The organism is Synechococcus sp. BIOS-U3-1, assembly GCF_014279975.1.
In the GTDB taxonomy this organism is placed as follows: Bacteria; Cyanobacteriota; Cyanobacteriia; order PCC-6307; family Cyanobiaceae; genus Synechococcus_C.
Genome location: NZ_CP047936.1, coordinates 766,493 through 788,047 on the forward strand (window position 1 = coordinate 766,493; position 21,555 = coordinate 788,047).

Annotated in this window: 13 protein-coding genes and 1 pseudogene; 6 read left to right on the plus strand and 8 right to left on the minus strand. The window is 50.8% G+C overall.

Features of this window, described 5'->3' with window-relative positions:
* Nucleotides 1-65: 65 nt before the first annotated feature.
* The 3 genes and pseudogenes from SynBIOSU31_RS03910 to SynBIOSU31_RS03920 all read right to left on the minus strand — a co-directional run bounded on the left by SynBIOSU31_RS03910 (nt 66) and on the right by SynBIOSU31_RS03920 (nt 1,982).
* Nucleotides 66-674: a hypothetical protein gene (locus tag SynBIOSU31_RS03910; RefSeq protein WP_186492193.1), complete on the minus strand. Its 609-nt coding sequence runs from the start codon at nt 672-674 to the stop codon at nt 66-68.
* Nucleotides 675-683: 9 nt separating this feature from the next.
* A pseudogene (locus tag SynBIOSU31_RS03915) lies at nt 684-1,574 on the minus strand (bile acid:sodium symporter family protein); the annotation flags it as partial.
* Nucleotides 1,575-1,601: 27 nt separating this feature from the next.
* Nucleotides 1,602-1,982, minus strand: a complete 381-nt coding sequence (locus SynBIOSU31_RS03920; RefSeq protein ID WP_186492196.1) for a YidH family protein — start codon at nt 1,980-1,982, stop codon at nt 1,602-1,604.
* 162 nt (nt 1,983-2,144) lie between these two features.
* Between SynBIOSU31_RS03920 and SynBIOSU31_RS03925 the strand changes: the two genes are divergently transcribed.
* A complete protein-coding gene (locus SynBIOSU31_RS03925; protein WP_066907215.1) occupies nt 2,145-2,504 on the plus strand; it encodes a DUF1622 domain-containing protein in 360 nt (119 codons plus the stop codon).
* Between the two features lie 53 nt (nt 2,505-2,557).
* Here SynBIOSU31_RS03925 and SynBIOSU31_RS03930 read toward each other — a convergent pair whose 3' ends face one another.
* From SynBIOSU31_RS03930 to SynBIOSU31_RS03940, 3 genes are all read right to left on the minus strand, one after another.
* Nucleotides 2,558-4,876, minus strand: coding sequence for an arylsulfatase (locus tag SynBIOSU31_RS03930; RefSeq protein ID WP_186492197.1), 2,319 nt, complete (start codon nt 4,874-4,876; stop codon nt 2,558-2,560).
* Between the two features lie 109 nt (nt 4,877-4,985).
* Nucleotides 4,986-6,005: a helix-turn-helix domain-containing protein gene (locus SynBIOSU31_RS03935; RefSeq protein ID WP_186492198.1), complete on the minus strand. Its 1,020-nt coding sequence runs from the start codon at nt 6,003-6,005 to the stop codon at nt 4,986-4,988.
* 209 nt (nt 6,006-6,214) lie between these two features.
* Nucleotides 6,215-7,255 carry a helix-turn-helix domain-containing protein gene (locus SynBIOSU31_RS03940; RefSeq protein WP_186492199.1) on the minus strand — a complete coding sequence of 347 codons (1,041 nt, stop codon included), beginning with the start codon at nt 7,253-7,255 and terminating at the stop codon, nt 6,215-6,217.
* 145 nt (nt 7,256-7,400) lie between these two features.
* On the opposite strand from SynBIOSU31_RS03940, the gene SynBIOSU31_RS03945 reads away from it, so the two are divergent.
* Nucleotides 7,401-8,471 carry a sulfotransferase family protein gene (locus SynBIOSU31_RS03945; protein ID WP_186492200.1) on the plus strand — a complete coding sequence of 357 codons (1,071 nt, stop codon included), beginning with the start codon at nt 7,401-7,403 and terminating at the stop codon, nt 8,469-8,471.
* A gap of 14 nt (nt 8,472-8,485) precedes the next feature.
* On the opposite strand, the gene SynBIOSU31_RS03950 is transcribed toward SynBIOSU31_RS03945, so the two are convergent.
* Both SynBIOSU31_RS03950 and SynBIOSU31_RS03955 read right to left on the minus strand, forming a co-directional pair.
* A complete protein-coding gene (locus SynBIOSU31_RS03950) occupies nt 8,486-9,469 on the minus strand; it encodes a hypothetical protein (protein ID WP_186492201.1) in 984 nt (327 codons plus the stop codon).
* On the minus strand, nt 9,466-9,963 hold the full coding sequence (locus SynBIOSU31_RS03955) for a hypothetical protein (protein ID WP_186492202.1): 498 nt from the start codon (nt 9,961-9,963) through the stop codon (nt 9,466-9,468). The genes SynBIOSU31_RS03950 and SynBIOSU31_RS03955 overlap by 4 nt, the downstream gene beginning before the upstream one ends.
* Before the next feature lie 114 nt (nt 9,964-10,077).
* Here SynBIOSU31_RS03955 and SynBIOSU31_RS03960 point away from each other — a divergent pair, with 114 nt between their 5' ends.
* The 4 genes from SynBIOSU31_RS03960 to SynBIOSU31_RS03975 all read left to right on the plus strand — a co-directional run bounded on the left by SynBIOSU31_RS03960 (nt 10,078) and on the right by SynBIOSU31_RS03975 (nt 21,531).
* A complete protein-coding gene (locus tag SynBIOSU31_RS03960; RefSeq protein ID WP_186492203.1) occupies nt 10,078-10,377 on the plus strand; it encodes a hypothetical protein in 300 nt (99 codons plus the stop codon).
* Nucleotides 10,364-10,636: a hypothetical protein gene (locus SynBIOSU31_RS03965; RefSeq protein ID WP_255477345.1), complete on the plus strand. Its 273-nt coding sequence runs from the start codon at nt 10,364-10,366 to the stop codon at nt 10,634-10,636. The genes SynBIOSU31_RS03960 and SynBIOSU31_RS03965 overlap by 14 nt, the downstream gene beginning before the upstream one ends.
* A gap of 69 nt (nt 10,637-10,705) precedes the next feature.
* A complete protein-coding gene (locus tag SynBIOSU31_RS03970) occupies nt 10,706-13,204 on the plus strand; it encodes a GH116 family glycosyl hydrolase (protein WP_186492205.1) in 2,499 nt (832 codons plus the stop codon).
* 233 nt (nt 13,205-13,437) lie between these two features.
* On the plus strand, nt 13,438-21,531 hold the full coding sequence (locus tag SynBIOSU31_RS03975) for an autotransporter domain-containing protein (RefSeq protein ID WP_186492206.1): 8,094 nt from the start codon (nt 13,438-13,440) through the stop codon (nt 21,529-21,531).
* The last annotated feature ends 24 nt before the right edge of the window (nt 21,532-21,555 follow it).

Here is a 21,555-nt window from a genome sequence, read left to right on the forward strand (position 1 = left end):
TGTCTGTTGGAAGGTGATGTTGTTCTATGGGGCAACATCACCTTTTTTGATGGGTGGTGAATGGATTAATGCGGTTGATTGTGTTGGTAAGTTTTCAATCGATGGCTGATCCAGCCAGGCCCAACTAGGCCGAGAATGATGATGGTAAGTGTTGTCGTGAGACGGCTGGATAGTGCTCTCGCGTCTTCCAGTCCGTTAAACACAAAGGCAATAGCTACTAGAACGCCGAAGACCCCGGTGAACGTTCCGCTGAGGGATCTGATCAGGTCACTGATTGAGCGGCCTTCTACTGCATCAGGGTCGATACCAACATGCCGACCGGCCAGAACGCCTGTGATTCCCAGAATCACGATCAGAGCTAGTCGTTCCCAGGGTGAGTAGGCGGACGCTGCTTCACCGGCACGTTGCATCTGAACCACCATTGCGGATGCCGTGCCCAGATAACTGCCTGAGCAAAGCCCGATGCTTCCCCACCACTGCGCGGGCGCTTTGAGGCGATTGCGCAGCCGACTCAGCAAAATCAAGAAGACGCAGCTGATCGTGACGTCTGCGAGCAGTGGCAAGTGCACATTGATGGCGTAACCCAGCCCAGCACCCAGCAGTAAGGACGCCATGTCGCTTCCCTTGCGACGGTTCTGTTTCAGCAACTGCTCCTGATCGGATGGGGTGTTCATGGATCCGTTCTAATCATCACCTTTGATCTGATCTTGGGATGTATTGGCCTGGCGCCATTTCATGAACGGTGCTGTACCCACTGCCGTCACGACGACGTACCCCACCACGGTGGCTTTGAGATCGATGGCGTTAGGAGCCATGCCTTGAATGATGAGCAGGGCAAGGCCTGGATTACGCATGGAGAGCACCAAAGGAATTGTGCTCCGTTCGACGTGGTCGTCGCCCGCGACGGCGAATCCCAGTCCCAGGGCGATCCAGGTGAGGATGAACATGAGTAAGGCACCTCTGAGATTGCCGATCAACATCGGTGTCACCTTCGGCAATGCCACGATCAGGATCAAGGTCAATAACACCAACAGAAGAATGTTGGCGCCCTTCTGGATGACAGGATTCCAGCGTTCAGACCACTCAGTGCACCATCGGCGTAGTGAAACACCGACCAGCAGTGGAACCAATTGCACGGTCAATACCTGATAGGCGACGTCTTTGGCAGGAATGCTCCAGATCGTTTCTGATGCTTCCGTGGGCAGCTGACTCACCCACAGCGGCACACTGATGATGGCGGCACAGGCAGTCCAGAATTGCAGTCTTGTTGCGAGTTCAGGATTATCGGCCAACTTCCTGCTCTTCAGCGCAATCATCGGAGCGCTGGGACAGATCGCCATCAACATCACTGCTGTTGTGACGGCAGGAGACAGGCCTGCTCCAAGTGGGGTGCGCAGCAGCAGGAAAGCCGCGAGTGGTAGGACTAAGCAGGTGGCTAGCAGGACGCGCATGATCAGCGCTGGCCTTTGTTTCAGAAGGCCAAACTGCAGACTGGGCAAATTCAGGCCCAGAGACACCATGATGAAAAACAGGGCCAGTGAGATCAGCAGTGACATGGAAAGAGAAAGAGTTTTGACGGTGACTTGGGGAAGGCCATGGGTTCAGATAAATCCTGAAAGCAGTAAGAGAAAAGCAATGACTCCGATCAGTAGGACAGCTGTTGCTGTGGCAATCGAAAGCGATGGCTCATCCCGGTAGAGGTATGGGTCATTGCGCAAGCGGATCAGCTCACGTTTGTGCTGTCTCATGGCAATCAGCAACGTGAAAATGCCAACCCCGATGAATCCCATCGACATCAGTTGCACGCCGATGTCGTTGCCGATATTGGCTTCGCCTCCTACATCACGGATGGCGCTGATGATCTTGTCGAGACCGAATCCAAAACTGATCAGAGCCAGGGCTGTTCGGATCCAGGCCAGTGTTGTGCGCTCCGCCGCCGCTCGATTCCGGGTTTTGGCCAGCTCCGTATTGGTATTGCTCATCCGTGTGGGAAGGGCTGACCGCTTTAGACAGCGTAGAAATCGCTGCAGATGACGTCACCCTGAACTGCTCCCGATCGTGCTGAATTGCAGCGTTTTGCTGATGACTAACTGGTGATCGTTCTTTTGCCATTCACAATCATCTCAAACTACAAGTCATCATTGATGGAATGGGCTGAACATCTGCTAACGCATTCCGCAGAAGCATTGCGCTTGATTCTTGAGTGCCTGTCGGTGCTTTCTGTTGCGGTTGGCTTGATTGCGGTGTTCAGTCGCGGTGGGCCGCTGCGTTTGCGGGCTATTCCACCTCATTTGATGCAACGGGGACCACTGACTGCAGCGCGTCTGACCTTCGGTGGTTGGGTTGCTTTGGCTCTGGAGTTTCAGCTTGGTGCTGATGTGGTGCAGACCACAATCAGCAGAGAGGCTTCGGCATTGATTCAGCTGGGAGCAGTGGCATTAGTGCGTACATTCTTGAATTACTTTTTGAGCCTGGAGCTCAAAGAAAAAGAGCAGACCCCTTAAGAAGCCTGCTCCAGATCATTGATGACTAGTTAAATCAATGGTGACTGGCTGTCCTAGTCGAGATACTCCACGTGCATGGTGTGGATGGATCCGTTGAACTTGAACGGTGCGCGTTCGTGGTAATCCAGTGAGACTGGAGATCCAAGCGCCTGTCCCACATCTAGACAGTCATTGGCTGTAAACAGAACAGCTGCCACCCTCGGCACCGTGCCGTCAATCACTTGTGAGCCATTGACGGACACCTTGATCGACAGCGGACCCCTGGGATTGTCGTCAGTGTGTTGGGTCACGATTTCCAGTTTGTGGCGACCTGCAGGTAGTGGCTGACTGGAGCGCAGCTTGGTGCGTTCAATGATGAACAGGTTGTATTCATAGGTGAGAATCCCCTGATCCATATACAAAGTGAGACCACCGGAATTGGCACCGAGTTTGTAGAGCACGCCACTGGCATTCTCTGGAATCTCCATGTCGATAGTGACTTTGTTGTTCAGGCAACCAAGCCGTGGAGCACAGGGTTCCGGAATGCGGGTGATGGTGCCTGGTAACTCCCAGGATGTTGCTTCCGGGGCCACCTTCAGTTCCGGGTGGAAGATGATGGTCCAGAGTCCGCCGCCGATGGGAAGGTTTTTGTATTTGGCCGATTCCACCAGGAACAGATTTTTGAGCATCTGCAATTTCTCTGGATGCTGATCGGCGATGTTTTTGCTCTGACTCCAATCGTCGTCGAGGTTGTAAAGCTCCCAGTCGTCTGTGTCGGGTGACCAGGTGAGGATGTCGGGGTCGACTCCCTTTACCCAGGGCAGCCGAGGACCGACGGCACCTGCGATCCAGCCATTGTGATAGATGGATCGGGCTCCCATGATGTCAAAGAACTGGGTCTTCAGTTCACCGGGTGCATCAGGAGCATTGAAGGCATATGCGAAGCTAGTGCCGTGGATGGGATCCTGCTCCACTCCATTGACGACCTTGGGTGGAGTGATTCCCACCAGCTCGTAGATCGTTGGTACCAGGTCGTTGCAATGGTGGAACTGCGACCTCGGCTTGGGATCCGGCTTGATGCCCTTGGGCCACTTGACCATCATGGGATTGCGGGTGCCACCGAGATAAGAAGCCATCAGCTTCATGCCTTGGTAAGGCGTGCTTCCAGCCCAGGCCCAGCCTGCGTGGTACATGTTGTCGACCAGCGGGGAGCCGAGTGCATCCAGTCCTCCGAGGTCATCGAGCACCTTGATGTGCTCATCGATCTCCGAGGCGATTGAGTTCTGAGCAAGCAGCTCAGAGATGGTGCCGTCCTGGCCCTCACCAGAGGAACCGTTGTCTCCCCAGATGTAGACAACCAGGGTGTTCTCTTCGTAACCGAGCCGTTCAATCTCGGAAAGGATGCGACCAACCTGATGATCCGTGTGTTCGGCAAAGCCAGCCAGAACTTCCATCAAACGCGACTGGAAGGGTTTCTGGTGATCGGGGATGGAGTCCCATGCCGCTAAGCGGGGATGACGTGGTGTGAGCTGGGCGTTCTCTGGAATCCAGCCCTTGGCCTTGGCATTTTTAAAGGCCTTTTCGCGATAAGCGTCCCAACCCTCGTCGAACTTGCCCTTGTACTTGTCTGCCCATTCCTTATTGACATGGTGAGGACCATGCAGGGCTCCGGATGCCCAGTACATGTAGAAGGGTTTTTCGGATCGGAGTGCCTTGTGGGTTTGCAGCCAGTTGATGGCGTCATCGGCCAGATCTTCACTGACGTGGTAACCCTCAGCTGCAGTTTTCGGTGGCAACACCACCGTGGTGTTACGCACCAGATGCGGCTCGTACTGGGAGCATTCGCCGGCGAGGAAGCCGTAGAAGTATTCAAAGCCGAGTCCAGTCGGCCAGTTTTCAAAGGGACCTGCTGCTGTGGTTTCGTTGGCCGGTGTGTTGTGCCATTTGCCCCATGCGCCAGTGGCATAGCCGTAGTTGCGCAAAACGTCGGCCTGCAGTGCACAGCTTTCAGGAATGCGTCCTGAGTAGCCGTCCCAGTCGTTGGCGAATTCACAGATCTGGCCGTTACCTGTGAAAGTGTGGTTGCGGCCGCAGAGCAATGAAGAGCGTGTTGGTGAACACATCGCTGTGGTGTGGAAGCGATTGAAGCCAACTCCGGCGTCTTTGACCGCCTGAAGCGTGGGCGTGTGCATCTCACCGCCGAGGCATTCCGGCATGGCCGGGCCGGCGTCATCAATCAGCACCACAAGGATGTTAGGTGCATCGTCTGGAAGCCTCTTGGGCTCGGGCAGTGGGCTATACGTCGAATCCTGCATTGTCGTACCAGCCTTGCTTCCCGATGGCTTGGCGGGGAAGGGCAGGATCGACCCATCGACTCGTTGACTGGTTGTCATAAATGTGAGGGCAGTGGTGTCAGTACCATCCCTCCGTTGTTAGCCGCCTTGTTCTCGTCTGCCTCTGGTTGGCAGGTTAGATGTGCACAAACGGGATCTGAAACAATTGCTACGGGTTGGCTGATTTCAGCCAGGTTTCACTTGGGCTTTCGGCAAAAACTTGCTGATACGCTTTGGCGAAGTGGCCACGACTTTGAAAGCCGTAGTACTGAGCAATCTCAGAAATTGTTTTAAATTGTTTGGCTGTCCTGACCTCTGGCGTACGTAGAATCCAATTCACTTTCTCGAGTCGTACACGCTTCATCATTTCCATTGGCCCCATGCCAAATGATTCTTTCGTCCCCTGGATTAAGGTGCGCCTTGACGCGAAGAGAAGTTCACTTATTTGGTCGAGATTGTAGTCTTGGTCTGAGTTTTTGAAGCCCCAGGCTACAAACTCTGTGACTAGTTTTTGCCTTGCTGAAGGCGCGTAGGCTAAATATTTTGATTTTGTTTGGTCAGAAATTGCACTCAAAAAAGAGCTGTAAAGATGATTGGTTGTCTGTCTACTTTGTTGGGATGTGAGAGGCTGGTGTTCGAGAAAATACTGAAATTTTTGTCGGAACTTTGTATGCAGTGCAGGGTCAATCTGCATTGCGTTGTTCGTTTCTAGCTTTTCAACGAGATCGTCTGAATCGCAATGGCTTAGGAATGCATTGAATCGACTTATCGACAAAAGGGCTAGATATGTTGTGCTGTTGGCTGAGAGTTGAAAATGTGATTCGAGTTGCCCTTGGCGAAAGCCATTCAGGGAATAGGGAGCGATTGGAATGTTGAACAGCCGATGATCTTCTGCAAGGCCTGTGGCTTCAAAGCAAAACGACATGCAGTCGGATCCCCTCTCTCCATTCAGCAGCAAATGCTGATTGGTTTGCAGTTCAAGGAGCACAATGCTGCCGAGGTTGGCGGCTTTGAATCGCCCGCGCAGTCGTCCCTGGCTGAGTTGAACCACATCAAAAGCTTTGCCAATCAGCTTGAACAGCTGCTTGAGCTCGCTTGCGGATTGAAAGGGACAGTTGATCTTCTGCTGAGAGTGGCCGCTGCCAGCTTTCTGGGCGTTAGTTCCAGTGCTAGCAGTGCTTGCGGTCACTTGAGCGCCATGTGGAACAACACCTTATGTGCTTTTTTCTAGCTTGCCAATAAAAAGTAAAGGCACGTGTAGGACCAATCCAGTCCTTGGACTGGAAGGAGGTTCTGCGCTGCTTTTTATGGCCTGGGGATCGCCCACGCTTTGGTCCTTGAGTCGCGCAGTGGTATCGATTGTCCCCATCCGTTACTTGATACCGATCCTGGAGCGAGTCAATTGTTTGCTGCGCTGATCAGTTGATGCTTGGCCTGAGCAAGTGTTTGTCTTGGTGTTTCGCCGAATTGACTTTGATAAGAGGCGGAAAAATGCCCGCGACTGGTGAAGCCAAAGTGATTGGCAATGTCACCAATTTTGTTTAAACCTAATGACTTGCGAAGTTCATGGGATCTGAGTGCATAATTGACATGCTCCAGACGGATAAGTCTTAGAAGTTCCATTGGTCCTTTTTGGAAATTTTCTTTACATCCTTGGATGAGAGTGCGTCTTGAGCTGAGCAGAATATTGCTGATTTCATCAAGCTTGAACGGTTCTGTGCTGTTTTCAAAGCCCCATTCAATTAATTCGCAAATGAGTTGTTGTCGTGGAGCGATTTTAAATGAGCCGAACTGATTGCTTTTTGCATTTGTGAAAACCTCGAGCATCAGTGAAAAAATATTACTTGTGTGTAATGATCGCAGTTCTGTATTGTTTAACGGATTGTTGAGGTTCCAAGTCAGTTGACGAGAGATTGTGAAATATTGCTCTACGCTTAACTGTAGTGAATTGCTTTTGTGCAGACTATCTAGTAGCTCGAACTGTTCGTGCCGGGCTAGAAAATTGCTAAATTTTTTGGCTGATGTGATCGCAATGATGCTGGTTGAACCGGCTGTGAGTTGAAAATGACTTTCTTGAAGGTCAGGTTTGAAACCGTGAAGAGAATAGGGTTTGATTGATCGACAAAACACCCGATGATCATCATGAATTCCGCTTGTTTCTAAGCTGAACGTAATTGAATCCGTTCCGCGCTCACCGTTCAGTAGAAGCAGCTGGTTGGTTTGGATGCTCAAGATGCTGAGATCTTGGAGGTGGGCTACAGAAAAATGCCCTTGAAGTCGACCTGGAGATAATTGCAGAACATCAAAGCTTTTCCCCAGCCTGAGCAGTGCAGCTGCCAACTCGCTGGCACTGTTGAAGTCGGTGCTCCAGTTGAAGCTTGCGGACGTTGCCGAGGGAACGGCGAAGCGGCTGGTTGTTGTGCTTTGGGCTAGCACCACGCCTTACACCTTCGGCAGCAATGTTGCAAATTATGCATAGGATGTGGTGGGTATTGCGCTGCAGCGTGCAAAAAGCGTGAATTGCGAAACACTGCTGTTTCGCATGTGATGTTTTTCGATCACCAGCTACCAGTTGCTTTTGGGGGTGTTTTTGTCCATTTCCAGGCTTGCTGACGTGCTTGTCGCCGGAGGGTGCATTCGCCCCACCACGCTGCTCGCTGGATTAAGGCATGGCACGGTGTCTTTTAAGCGTTTACCCGTCGCCCTGCTGTTGACGGTCAGCGGTTTAGTGGTGGAACCATTTCCCTGGCTGCAATCCCTTCTGTTTCATCGCAGGGTTTTGGCTTGCGCTTGCCCTGATGATCCCGTGGTGGTGATTGGCCATTGGCGCAGTGGCACCACCTATTTGCATCAGTTGCTGGCGTCTGACCCCTGTGCTGCCACAGCTCGTAACCAGTTCATCATTGCTCCCCAGGCAGCACTGATCCTGAAACCCTTGCTGAATCACTTCCTAAGGCATGTGATGACACAGCATCGACCCATCGATGCTGTGTCGTGGGGGCCTGATGATCCTCAGGAAGATGAGGTGGGTTTAGCTCGCCTCACCATGGACACTCACATGGCTGGGATTGCTTTTCCTCAGCACTATCCGAGGCATTTTCGTCGCACAGTGCTGCATAGTTCAGCTCAATTTGAGCGACACCTGTTGCATTTCACGCGGCTTACTTGGCTGTATGAGGGGGCTGGGAAAACACACCTGGTGATTAAAAATTCTGTGCACACAGCTCGGATTGCGTTGCTGCTGCGTTTGTTTCCGCGTGCACGTTTTGTGTATCTGTACCGCCGACCGTTGGATTCGGTTCGTTCGTTGGTGCAAGTGAAGCAGCGTTTGGCTCACTTAGTAGGACTTCAATTGCCTCTATCCAGCCTCCAGCAAGTGGAGGAAACAGCGGCGGCCCATGACCAATTGCAGGAAGCCTATGAGCGCTCCAAACATTTGATTCCTTCTGGACAATTGCTCGAAGTTGATTACGACGATCTTGTTCAGTCGCCTCATGTCACTCTGCAGCGGATCTATCGCTCACTTGGGATCACTGGATGGGGAACAGCGCGTACTGCGATTGAGGCCAGTATTGCCAAGAGCCAGACGTATCAAGCCGAACCTGTTGTCTTGGAGCTGGAGGCTGAGCAGCGTCTCAAAGCACTGCTCAGCTGAGCCGGTTTTGTCACCTACTGACCGAACGCCACCTGACAAGCAGCATTGAGCAGCTGGGCTTCGTTGCCGTTACCGGGCGTTCCACCATTGAATGTTCCTTGCCTGCAATCGGCGTAGAACCTTGCTGTGGAGTCGCCGTTGTCGGCTTCAAATGTCACTGTGTCACCGGTGGCAGTGACGCTCGGGTAGTAAAGGGAGTACTCCGAGTCGGGCACAGTGATGTAACTCACTTCGTTGCTCTGGGCTGTGTTGACCAAGCTGTTGATCACTCCGAAAGTGGCCATGCTTGCAACGCCCCAGGCCGCTGCCCGGCCTGGGTACCAGCCCCAGTTGTTGTAGTAGGACCCGCCATACCAACCGCTGTTCCAGGGTCGGTTGTTGTACCAGTTGTTTCCGCTGTACCAACCATTGCCGTAGCGATCCCAGTTGTTGATCGCGTCGCGCCGAGTGTTTGAGCGGTTATTGAACCGGTCTGAGCGGTTGCCCTGGCGTGTATCGAAGCGGTCGTTGCGACTGTTCTGGCGGTTGGAGCTGTTGTCCCGCACCTGACCCTGGCGATTGCTTCGGGTGCCCTGCCGGTTGCTCTGACGATTGGTGCTGTTGGTGCGTGCCTGGCCCTGGCGGTTGCTCCGGGTGCCCTGCCGGTTGCTCTGGCGATTGGTGCTGTTGGTGCGCGCCTGCCCCTGGCGATTGCTTCGGGTGGTCTGCCTGCTGCCCGAGCGGCTGCCCGATCGACTGCCGCTGTAGTTGCTGAAGCCAGTGCGGCCACCACTTCTGGAACTGCTGCGGGAACTGCTGCGTGAGCCACCACGTGAGCCACCGCGAGAGCCGCCCCCCCCGCCGCGACGTTGGGCCAGCTGGATGTCCTCAGTTGCGCTCGGGGTGGCTGCTGATTCAGTACCGATGGCTGCCAGACCTGCTGCTGGTTGTAGTGCCAGAACCAGACCCAGCAGGCCGGCAAGACGACGTCTGGAGGATCGGCGAGTGTTGATTGTCATTGTCTGATGGCCTCCTTCAGTCGATTACAGCCGTTGTCGAAACACGCCACATCCACGCGGCCATTGGCAGCAAAGACCATTCCCACCTTGGTACGGCCTTGCATGGCATCACCGCTGCCGACCAACACATCGGCGAGATATTTGGTGTTGTTCACGCAGAAGGTTTGGTTGTTGAAACAGAGCTCCTCTGCCTTGAAATCGATTGTTGCGTTCTTGACCGAGCTCCATGGTTTCGTGTTGCTGGCTCGGCCTTCGATACGCACATAGGGATCATCGATCACGCGATAACTCACGCTCTGAGATCCAAAGGTGTGGACGTATTCAGTGGTGTCGTCGACATTGGATGCCACGACAGTGCAGGAGTGGGTTTGACCTGCGCTTCTGCAGGTGGTTTCCAGGGTGTATAGCTCCTGGGCCACCGCTGCGGATGCGCTGAGGCTGCCGAGCAAGACCGTCAGGCCCGTCAGCACCCTGCAGCGAAAGAGGCTGTGCATGGGTGTAGGGGGTCGCGGAGAATTTCAATCCTCCATTTCGACACCATGACCATGAATGGCTCACTAGGCCGTGGTTCTGCCTGATCGGGATCAGGTCGGCTGTTCAGAGGTACCTTGGCGCTGTTGATTCTTCCCTCTGTTGTGCTCCGCCCCGTCGTTGTTGCGTTGGTGCTTTTGCTCTCGTCTGCCGGTTCTGTTCATGCCCTGGAGGACTGCAGCCTGATCAAGCGGCTGATGAACACACTTGGTGCCTCAATGGCCCGGAATCGGATGCTGATTGCAGCGTCGCAACAGACCGGCGACAACAAGGTCCAGGCTGAGGAGGCGAGTGAATTGCTCTCGCGTCAGACCCGCAATTACCGCGATTTGAGAGAGGACTATGAACGCAACCGGTGTGGTCGTGACTGGGAATGATGCACAGGCAAAGCGCCGTCAGCGACTGCATGAGCTGCTGCTCACGTTGATTGCTCGACAGGATGACCTGGAGCTGATGGATGCCGACGGACCCTCCGGACTGACCAGCTCTGGCGCTGGTGAGGGACCAGCGGAAGCGGCGCGCTGGTTGGATCGGAATCGGCGGGTGTTGCAGCATTACCAATCACTGGTGCGCACAGCGGTGACCTTCGACGCCCTGTTGGATGCCGAGCAGGTTCTGCCCTCTAGGGAGATCTGAGCTAAATCGATCTGGTGATGAGCACAGACGGTCCAGGTCTGGCAGGCTGGGTCGACTTTCCGCCTTTCCATGGCTCGGTTTGGACTGACTGCTCTGCGTTCGCTGCTGCGTCGCAGTCCCCGTCCTGAAGCCTGGAGTGCTCCGCAGGCCAGCTGGAGTTGGCCCTTTGGACTGAACTGGGATCAGCCCTATACGGTCCGTTATGCCAGCAATCTCGATGACGGCCCCAATCACGGCATGCCGCTGGGTGGCTTCGGGGCTGGCTGCATCGGCAGGGCTCCCGATGGCAACGTCAACCTCTGGCATCTCGATGGCGGTGAGCACTGGTTTGGTGTGCTGCCCGACTGTCAGTTCGCTTTGTTTGAAGACAACGGCAGTACCAAACGCGCCCATGCCCTGGCGGTGAAGCCGCAGGTGGATGCCTCCAGACCGGAGGCGGCTGCTCCACTTCAGGCCTGGGACTGGTACCCCGCCAGCACGCCGGAGCGCAGCACGGGTACCTACGCCGCCCGCTATCCACTTAGTTGGACGCAGTACGACGGCGTTTACGACGCCGATGTGCGTTGTGAAGCCTTCAGTCCGATTCTTCCTGGCGATTACCAGCGCACCAGTTATCCGGTGGCCGTGTTCGTGTGGACCTTGCGAAACCCCACCAAAAAACCGCTCGATCTTTCGCTGATGCTGAGCTGGCGCAACAGCTGCGGTTGGTTCACCAACACCGATGCTTCCGCTGAGGTGCATTTCCGCGATGACGGCAGCCCGGAGCACAACTACGCCCCTGCGATTGGCCGCAGCGAGGGTCAACGCAACCGTTATGTTGACGACGGCAAGTTGCGGGGGGTGCTTCTCGAAGGCAATGTCTCCGCTCCGATCGCTGAAGGCGAAGGGCAGTGGTGCATCGCCACCACTGAGCAAACAGGTGTGAGCATTCAACGCTGCAGCCGCTGGAATCCTGCGGGTGACGGCAGTGAGCTGTGGAACAGCTTCAGCGATGACGGCTCGATCCCCAACAGCAACAATGATCGGCACAGTGGCAGCGATGATCCACTCAGTGCAGCCCTGGCGGTTCGTTGTCAGCTAGCTCCCGGGGAGAGCATCGAGATCCCTGTGGTGATCAGCTGGGATCTACCGGTGACGGCCTTTGCGACCGGCAGCAAAGCCCTGCGTCGTTACACCGATTTCTTTGGCACTGGTGGCAACCAGGCCGCGGCGATTGTCGCCGAAGCACTGCGTGACTGGAAGCAGTGGAGGGCTCAGATCGACGCCTGGCAGCAGCCGGTGCTGCAGCGAAGTGAGCTGCCCGAGTCGTTGAGGATGGCGCTGTTCAATGAGCTCTACGACCTCTGCAGTGGCGGCAGCCTCTGGAGTGCGGCATCACCGGAAGATCCCCACGGTCGCTTCGGCGTACTCGAGTGCCTCGACTACGCCTGGTATGAAAGCCTGGATGTGCGCCTGTACGGCTCCTTTGCCTTGCTGCAACTATGGCCGGAGCTGGATAAATCGGTGCTGCGTAGCTTCGCGCGGGCCATCCCTGCTGCGGATGCCACCCAACGACCGATCGGTTGGTATTTCACCCAGGGCAAGGGCCGGGTGGAAGCTGATCGCAAGGTGAAGGGCGCAACCCCGCATGATCTCGGCGCCCCTAATGAGCAGCCCTGGGATGCCACGAACTACACCGCCTATCAAGACTGCAATCTCTGGAAGGATCTCGGCAGTGATTTTGTGCTGCAGGTGTGGCGCACCTACAAGCTTGCTCCCAATGGCGAAGATCTAAGTTTTCTGGCGGAGTGCTGGCCTGCGGCGGTGGAAGCGCTGCGCTATTTAAAAACCTTTGATGTGAATAACGACGGCCTCCCCGATAATGGCGGAGCACCGGATCAGACCTTCGACGACTGGCCTTTGAAGGGTGTGAGTGCCTATTGCGGTGCGCTCTGGATCGCTGCTTTGGAGGCGGCGTTGGCGATTGCTCAGACGTTGCAGCTCAAAACTGGATTGGAGACTTCCGCCGAACAGCATGAATTCGGTGGCTGGCTGGAGCAATCGCGCAGCAATTTCGACAAGTTGCTCTGGAACGGCGAGTTTTACGACATCGATGCCGAGAGCGGCACGCCGGTGGTGATGGCCGATCAACTCTGTGGTGATTTTTATGCCCGCTTGCTTGGCCTAGAGCCTGTGGTGAGTGAAGTGAATAGCCGCAGCACGCTCAAGGCGGTGAAAGAAGCCTGCTTTGAAAAATTTGAAGGCGGAACCTTGGGTGTGGCCAATGGGTTGCGCCGCGATGGCACGCCACTGGATCCCAACGGCACCCATCCACTGGAGGTGTGGACCGGCATCAACTTCGGCATTGCCAGTTATTTCCAGCTGATGGGTGAAGCTCAGACAGCGGAAGCGATCTGCTCAGCGGTTGTGAATCAGGTTTATTCAGGCGGGTTGCAGTTCCGAACGCCTGAAGCCATCACTGCGGTGAATACCTTCCGTGCTTGCCATTACCTGCGTGCGATGGCGATCTGGGGGTTGTGGGCAACGCAGACAGAATGGCAAGTGATTCCTGGTGCCGAGAGAGGCTGATAGAGCTTCTTGTTGAGCCAGCTAAGGAATCGGATAGGCGTTAGCCAGATCAGCATTGTTTCTGCTGTGGCATAGACCCAAGAAAACCCCAAAGCTTGATTTGGTGCAAAAAGTGCACTATTGGGGTCATCAGCCTGTTGTAAAGCAAGTTTTTTGATTGTAGGTCGACTAGAAGATTCAAACGGTTTGTCAGTTTTAAGGCCTTGTCATCTTTCACTGTCAAATCTCCTTGGATGCTCGCAGCACTACTGTTTTGTGCATTCGCCGCGGATTCATCGAAAGCTTTTGCGCAAGATAAGAAGCCTATTAATTTTCCAGAAGGGCAAGAAGTTCCTCTGCCTGGTCCGGATACAGGAACTGACACTGTTACGTTGTGGCAATTGCCTGATGAATACAAGGCAATCCTTGAAACTGATAGTGGAGAATTGTATGGTATTTATTATTCAGCCTGGTCGAATCCCAAAGATAATAACCCTGGTGTATCTGCTACACAATGGGTTGAAGACGCGAATGATACCAATGTTCCCTGGGCAGGTATAGACAATGCTGATTTAGCCCAAGAGTTGTCGATCAAATATTTTGAACAGAATGGTTCCTTGATGGAATCAGCTTGCGATCAAAACGCAAATGGTTCCAATACTTCTTGTGTTGATGGAGTGCAAAATTTATATCTCTATGGTTACTGGAATGGGGGTGGATTCGCTTCTTGGACAGGTGATCAGAGTGCGCAAGCTAGGCCCAACAATGATGGAAAAAATAAGTATCAAATTAATTACTATTGGAATGGAAAACTTTTTACAACACCCAAAACAGGTGACGACCTTAGGATTCAAGCATTTGCAGGTTGTAAGCTCAGTGAGCAGGGAACAATTAGCTCTGGCAAGACAGTTCCGTCCTCTGCCTTAGCCCCAGAGCAAGATTGTGAACGTGGCGTCGCTTCTGTTTTTGAAGGAGGAACTCTTGAGGCAGTTGAGCAGGCTGTAGATCTAGATGAAAATTTTGCTGTGCGCTATGGGCTGTCTGATCAGGACACTGATATAGGCGGAACGATTGATAATAATGGCCTGAATTTAATGTTTACTGGTCGCTTTGATTCAGTTGGAGATGGAGCAGATGGCAAGTTGACGTTTACTGGTTCAGGATCATCAACCATTAAGAATCAAGCTGCGTTGCGCGGTGATCTTGTTATTGAGGAAGGCAGCCTAACAATGACCACTCCGTCATCGTTGTTTGGCCAGATAGCTTCAGACAGTCCTGGCGTGGGCAATCTCAGACTGATTCCGACACCTCTCAGATTTGAAGATGGCAATAACAGCATTACGGTGAAATCTGGATCATTTCTTCGCGTTGCAGGGGATGATTTGCAAAACGGATTTGGTCCCCGTACTCCTGGAAATAGCGATGAACCAATTAATGGAGACGGGAACCGACGATCACCAGTGATTTCACTGGGAGATGGTGATGACATCCTAAATATCGACGAAGGTGGTCTATTGGTGGCCAGCTATGTGGGCATGTTGCCGTCAGAATATGAACTTTATAAAAATAACTGTAAAGAAGGCAGCGATCCATCCACTTGCTATCGAGCAATCCCGCAGATTGATTTTGGAAAAGGTGCTGATACGATCATCAATAATGGTGTGATTGCAGGGCCTGGAGAAAGTCCTACCGGTAATTCTTTAGAAATTCATTTACGTGGTGGTAACGATAAAGTTATCAATAATGGTTATGTAGGCTGCCTTACTGGGGGAGCAGACGAAGGAGGCTGGAATGGTTTCAAAGGCGAGAATACATGTGAAGGGGCATCATCACTAGCAGCAGGACAACTTGAGAGCAGTAAGGATTTAAATCGTAACTACAACGTTAGTTTTCAATTTGAGGGTGGAGATGATGTTTATGAAAATTATGGTTATCAGCGTGGTGCTGTCAATATGGGTGGTGGAAATGATGAACTGATTTCAATAGGTGGTATTCGTGGAGCAATCACCATGGGTGCTGGTAATGATATTCTGAAAATCGAAGCCAATGATTCTTGGAATGGCAGCGGTATTGTTGATGACTGGATTAATTTAGGAAATAGTCGTTTGACAGATAGTAGTAGCACTTCCGATACCAATCAATTAAGGCTTATCGGTGATGCCGTTATTTCGTTTCGTAACTCGCTCGGTTTCAGCAGTGATCAATGTGGAACTAAATCTGGATCATCGGGTGGTTATGGCTGTCGTTGGGGGGACAATGGCTCTGGAGATTATGGATATAACTATCTTGCTGTATCTGGCAGCCAAGGCAGAGATCAAATTGTTGTTTCAACTGATTCAGTAGCTGGTACCTCTTCTACCTTGAAAACTAATCAGGGAGCTCAAATTTGGGGTTCCGTTGATCTCGGCGGCTCAAATGATTCGCTTTTTCTTGAGTCCGGCACCCACTTAGACCTTGTGGGTGATTTGGATATGGGCTCTGGTGATTCTCAGTCAATCACTATTGGTGAAGATGCTGATCTGTCTGTTCGAGCGATCAAAGGAAGCAATGTTGATCTTTCCATTACCGGTACGGCCACACTGGGTGGTGATCCGGTTCTCGGAGTTTTTGATTCAGAGACCCCTGCTGCTCTGAAGAAAGGAAATACTCTCAGCACCTATAAAGGAACAACATCGATCAATGAAGCTGGAACCCTAAGAACTGGTCAAGCATGGAGTTTAAGTTCTCAATCCATTCATCAAGTCGATGGAACTTTGAAACTAGGCGATAATACAGCGAGAGAAGATCAAGAGATTGGAGAGCTGACTGGCTCAGGTTTGGTGGTTTTGGACAATAACTCCCATCTTTATTACGGTGGCTTGGACGGTGATGTTCAGTTCTCAGGTACAAGTGAAGGCAATGGTTCCTTGGTGAAAGCAGGATCTGGAACAACAACCTTTTCTGGTGAATTTTCTCACACTGGGTTTACCAAGGTACATGGCGGAACATTATTGATCTCAGCAGGTGGCGTATTAAATCCGTCTTCAACCGTTATTCTTGGAGGCCAGGCAGGGACACTTGATTTAGCTGGTACCACTCAATCCGTCGATAAAATAAAGCTTTGGAATGGAAAACAGGGCACTCTCAAAAACGGATTTTTGAATACTGGAAGTGTTGAAGTCCAAGGGGCTGGATTTATCGAAAGTGTTGGTGCAGTTGTTGAAAAATCACTCAGTTCTGATGGAGTTGATGTTAATCAAGGGTCGGCATCCCTAGTTGTAGTTGGGCTTGCAGATGATGGTCGTGAATATGGTGGTTATTTAACCATGTCTGGAGATAATCACTTTAAGGATCTCGCTTTAACCAAGGGAAAAGTATTATTGGATTCTGGTTCTCTTGTGCTTGATGCTGGAGTCACAGGCAGCGCTGATACAGATGCATTGGTGCTTCAAGGTGCCTTGACCTTAAACGAAGATCAAACGATTGATTTAGGTAGTGGAAATGACCTCTTTCTTATTGGAGAACAAGGATCATTAATTGCAGCTCCTTCAGAGGAAGCTGAATCAGAGGTAGATTCAAAGCAAGTTGAGAAATTAAAAATAACGATCGATGGAGGACCTGGTGATCTGGACATCTTCTGGGATGGTTCTGGAAATTATTATGGTCTAACCGAATCAGCGGATGGCCTTTTTACTGAAAATGAAGAGTCACAGTTAGCGGGCAACGTTCAAAATTTCGAACTTGTTGGTGTGGCGGGTCAAGGCATTGCTTATTTTGGAACAAAACCATCATTTGTTACTGTTCAGACCGAAGCATTTCCTCCTGCTGCTGATTATGGTTTGATGTTGGGTAGCGTAGGAAAAGATAAAAGTCAAATTGGTATTGATCAGAAGCTAACAATTAATAATAACTATGAATCTGTTTCCTTTGACTCATTGATAACAACTGTCGGAGGCATTGCCTTAGGCAAAGGTAAGGCGACAATTTTGGTGCCAGGTGGAACATTAGAGGCTGGCATTATTTATGGTCAAGGTGATTCCAGTAAAAACACGATTGAACTGGGTTCGGTATTTACAGATGAAGTAATAACAGGTGCTTTGAGTTCGGTGGCACAAGGTAGATTGGATGTGGGTGTTCTTTATGGCTACGACACGATTGATCAGTTAGGCGGGTTGTGGTCCTACAACGGCAGGATGGATGATACGACCTTGAATGCCCAGGGTTTTGTTCGTGTTCAATCGGATGACAGTGTTGTCTTGAAGGGGATTACAACGCTTGGACGGTCTTCAGATATTGATACTCCGTTTGGAGTGCAAGGTCGTTCTGTGATTGCAGTGTCTGGTGAACTAACGATTGGTGAGAAAGGAATACAAGAGCTTGGAGATGCTAGAGCTTCTCTGCTGGTTGCATTAGGTGAGGGTAATGGCGATGGTGCGCATGTTGATCTCATCGGTGAAAGCAACTATTCAGGACCCACAATTGTGGCGCGTGGTGGTTCTCTTCATGCCCACACTGATGGTGCCATGAGCTCGGTTTCGAAAACTCTGGTAGGGAAAGATGGATCAATACTCATTGAGGGTGAACAAGTTGTCAATCGACTAATGATCCGAAAAGATGGGCAATTTATCGGTGGTGGAGATTCTAAATTAACAACCCAAAGTATTGTGAATCGCGGTGACATCAGTCTTGATTCACTTGTGATTGAAGACGGAATGACCCGTTTCATTGATCGGTTTATCAATTACAAGGCTTCTAAAGGAGAAGTAGTGTCTCCGAATTCCCCTCTGCGTAAAATTGATGCTCAAGGGAGTTTAAAAAATATTGGTGGATCGATCAGTGTCAATGGTGACTTGAGGTTTACGAGCACAGGTGATGCGGGCGGTCATGCCTTGCTGAATCTTTCAACTGGTGGTCTTAGGGCTAAGGACATCAGTCCGGCATCCATTTCAGCAAACTCTATTCAGTTCAGCGAAAAGAATGATGTGCTGATCAATTCTGGTTTTGTTCAAACGAACGGAATTGGTGGTATTGATTTTGGTGGTGGTAATGATCTGGTGCTTTCAAAAGGTACGTTCAGTATTGAGAGTGGAAGCAAAATTGACGGCGGTGAGCCCTTAGACACCAGTAACTGGAAACCGGGTAATCGCTCTATTACTGGTTTAAATATTTTCAAAGCTTATGAAGATCCTGGTGTCGATGAAAGTGATTTGGTTAACTGGGCTGCAATCAAATTGGGATCTGATCAAGACTGGCTGTTTCCCCAGGGTGGTGAATGTCGGGTGACAGGTGCAGGCAATATCTATAGCAAAGACACTCTATGTGTCGGTTTAACGGGAGAGAAAAAAGATCAGTTTGTGCGAATTGACTCTGGAGCAACGCTTGATGCAGGTGTGATTGCTTTAGGTCGTGGGTCTTCCAACACGATTGAGGTGCGTAATGGCAAATTACATGCAATCTTGATCGAAGGATCTCCTGGCCAAACGAAGGGGGTAACAAATGATCGTTTGTTCCTCGGTAATGACGAAGGTGGTAGTGGCGAACTCATTGTGGGAGCGATCACTGGTTTTGAGACTATGGAGCAACGCGGAGGTACTTGGAGTTATGCCGTTAATGGTGTTGATGATCCACAAGTCAAAGATCGTTTGATTAAAAGTGGGCGCCGTTCAGCGGAAGAACTTGATGAGATGGGGTCCTTCCCTGCTTTTACGGGTTACGGAATTGCCAAGATTGCACCAGTTGAAATCACTGGTCGTAACAAGAAACAGAAAACTGTTCAACGTGCATCATTTGCCCGCATTGAAGGAACAAACCCTGATCTTCCTTTGCAAGTTCAAAATATTGATTCTGAGTTAGAAGTTGCTGAGGGTATTTTTGGTAATGCTTCATTGATCACTTCTGGTAATACATTACTCAATGGGGAAAGTCAATACACAGGCCCTACCACGATTCAAAGTGGCGGTGAATTGAAGGCAGGAAATTCTCTTGCATTGAGCCCTTCCTCTGAGATCACAATTGAACCTGGAGGTGTACTTGATCTTGATGGATACGCAAATACGATCCCTGGTCTTTATGGTGGTAGTCGATTAGTAGCTGATCCTGGTATTATTATGCTTGGCACAAATTGTTCTGCCGTTGAGGAGGATAGCTGTGATACGTTGTCTGGCGGCTCATTAACTGTCTCTAAGGGAGACTTTGCTGGAACGATTGAGGAAGTGCAAGGTAGTCAAGGAGCTGTTATCAAGATTGGATCTACAAAAGAGGATTTATTAATCCTAAGTGGCCTTAATCAGTACTTCTCTCCAACGTTTTTGTATGGTGGTGTTTTGAGGGCCGGTGCTGATGGTTCACTAAGTCCTCATTCTCGTCATGTGTTGCTTGGCGGCGAATTGGATTTGCGAGGTTATCAGCAAGTTCTGCCTGAATTAAATATTTCTGGTGGTGTCTTAAGAGTTGAATCAAATAATCCTCTTAATGTGACGGGAAGTATGACATTCGCAGATGGTCAAATCTTGGCCTATCTAAATAATGGTAAGGATGCTAGTGCGCCTATTAATTTAACTGGTTCAGGGTCAACTTCTATATTCAAATATGAAACAGGTGTCGAAAGATCGGATTCGGATCATGGTATTTACGCAGTTGTTGATCCGGCTTCGACTTCAGACTCTAATTTAAATGGAACATGGAAAGTGATTTCGGGTGAAATTAAGAATATTGAGGCTTTGGCAAGCAAAACGTTTTTAGTTTTTCCTGTGGCTGATGGTGAACCAATTGATCCTGATCAGGTCGTGATTGAAGACGCTGATGGACAGCTTTACACTGTCGCGAACTTCGCAGGTATCAATGTTCCTTTGGATGCAGCAAGCCTGAAGACTGTGCTTTTGGAGGAAGGATCTCTGAATATTGTTGTTAAAGACAAGCCGAAACAAGAAGTGGTTAGTGATATTGAGAATGGCTCAGGAGATCGTTTTGGTTGCGATGGTATTCAGGACCTTTGCGAGAGCTTCAATGAATCTGTCACTACTTCAATTGTCGATGCTGTGCTTTCCGATGTTGATTCTTCTGGGATTGACCAGGAGTTGCCCTTGATGCATTGGGGGCACCTTGCATCACTTCTTGGTAGTGGTTTGTCTCCAAGAAATGTAGATGCTGCGCCTCGAGGTCTACAAACCTATAACAATGTGCTTGCAGATACAGTCTTCGATCGTCATCCACTGCGGCAATTTGAGCCTTTGATCGAGGCTGAGGAATCGGCTACTGATTCTTCAGAGAAGATTCAACCACAAGTGGTCGAGCCATTTCGTGGTCTATGGCAGAAGCAGGGGCCTATCAATGACAGCGATGCACTGGAGTATCTCAGTAACGCCGTCGCAGATAACTCTGCAGATCGTTCAGCTGATCATTCTGGCGATGATTCTCTTGATCAATGGCATGTCATCTCAGTGGATGGTCTTCGCTTTAAGGAGGATCAATCGCTAACGGCCCAATATGCTGACCGTGATGGCTGGCGCGCTTGGTATCGTGGTTTTGCAGCCAATAGTCGAGCTTACAATTCCACCGCAATTAATAACGACTACAGCCTTTATACAGGTGGATTTGCATTAGGAGCAGACCTTAGTCTTAGTGATTCTTTCCAGCTTGGTGCTTTTGTTAATTACGGCGATGTCACTGCAGTGCAACGTGGATCCACAGGTGGTGGTTCTTGGAGCCCTGATGGCTGGGGTGGTGGTATCACTGCTGATTACAGGATGGACAACTTCTATGCACAGGCAGTCTTTGGCGCTTCCGGTTTTTCAGCAATACAAAATAGAGGCACTCGCGAGATTGTTGAGGCTTGGGGTGGTGATACAGCAACGGCTCAAAAAAGTGCAACGAGTTATCTAGGTGCTTTGCGTTTTGGTACTCCTTTTCAGGTAGGTTCTTTGTTGCTCGAACCTCAATTGACTGGTATTTGGACACAGAATCAAGAAAATGGGTTTTCTGAATCTGGTGTTGAAAAAGCTTTGAGGCTCCAGTATGAGTCTCGAACCACGAATTACTTTCAGACAGGATTTGGCCTGAAGACAGCCTGGCCAATTTCCTCAGGGGATCGGGCGCAATGGGTTCCAAGCATCAAGTTGGCTTGGTTGGCAGATTGGAATGTTGGCAATGAAGGGCAATCTATTGGATACTCCTTCAGCGACAAAAAAGTGTCATTTCTTCCGAAGCAAGAGAATCAAAATGGTGCTCTTATTGAGGTTGGGCTCGATTATTCAGTGGCTAATTTCAATTCGATGTCTGTCAAGGTTTATGCCAATGGTGGTGCAGAGATCTGGGCAGGTGATCGAGGCACAAATTGGCGTGCCAGTGGTGGCCTTACCTTCCAGTTCTGATGACGTGTTGTTGATTAGCGCAAT

Bases quoted from the DNA above. Each gene is read 5' to 3' on its own strand.
- SynBIOSU31_RS03975 (WP_186492206.1), top strand. From the start codon at position 13,438: ATGCTCGCAGCACTACTGTTTTGTGCATTCGCCGCGGATTCATCGAAA.
- SynBIOSU31_RS03955 (WP_186492202.1), bottom strand. From the start codon at position 9,963: ATGCACAGCCTCTTTCGCTGCAGGGTGCTGACGGGCCTGACGGTCTTG.
- SynBIOSU31_RS03930 (WP_186492197.1), bottom strand. From the start codon at position 4,876: ATGACAACCAGTCAACGAGTCGATGGGTCGATCCTGCCCTTCCCCGCC.
- SynBIOSU31_RS03910 (WP_186492193.1), bottom strand. From the start codon at position 674: ATGAACACCCCATCCGATCAGGAGCAGTTGCTGAAACAGAACCGTCGC.
- SynBIOSU31_RS03925 (WP_066907215.1), top strand. From the start codon at position 2,145: ATGGAATGGGCTGAACATCTGCTAACGCATTCCGCAGAAGCATTGCGC.
- SynBIOSU31_RS03950 (WP_186492201.1), bottom strand. From the start codon at position 9,469: ATGACAATCAACACTCGCCGATCCTCCAGACGTCGTCTTGCCGGCCTG.
- SynBIOSU31_RS03970 (WP_186492205.1), top strand. From the start codon at position 10,706: ATGGCTCGGTTTGGACTGACTGCTCTGCGTTCGCTGCTGCGTCGCAGT.
- SynBIOSU31_RS03920 (WP_186492196.1), bottom strand. From the start codon at position 1,982: ATGAGCAATACCAATACGGAGCTGGCCAAAACCCGGAATCGAGCGGCG.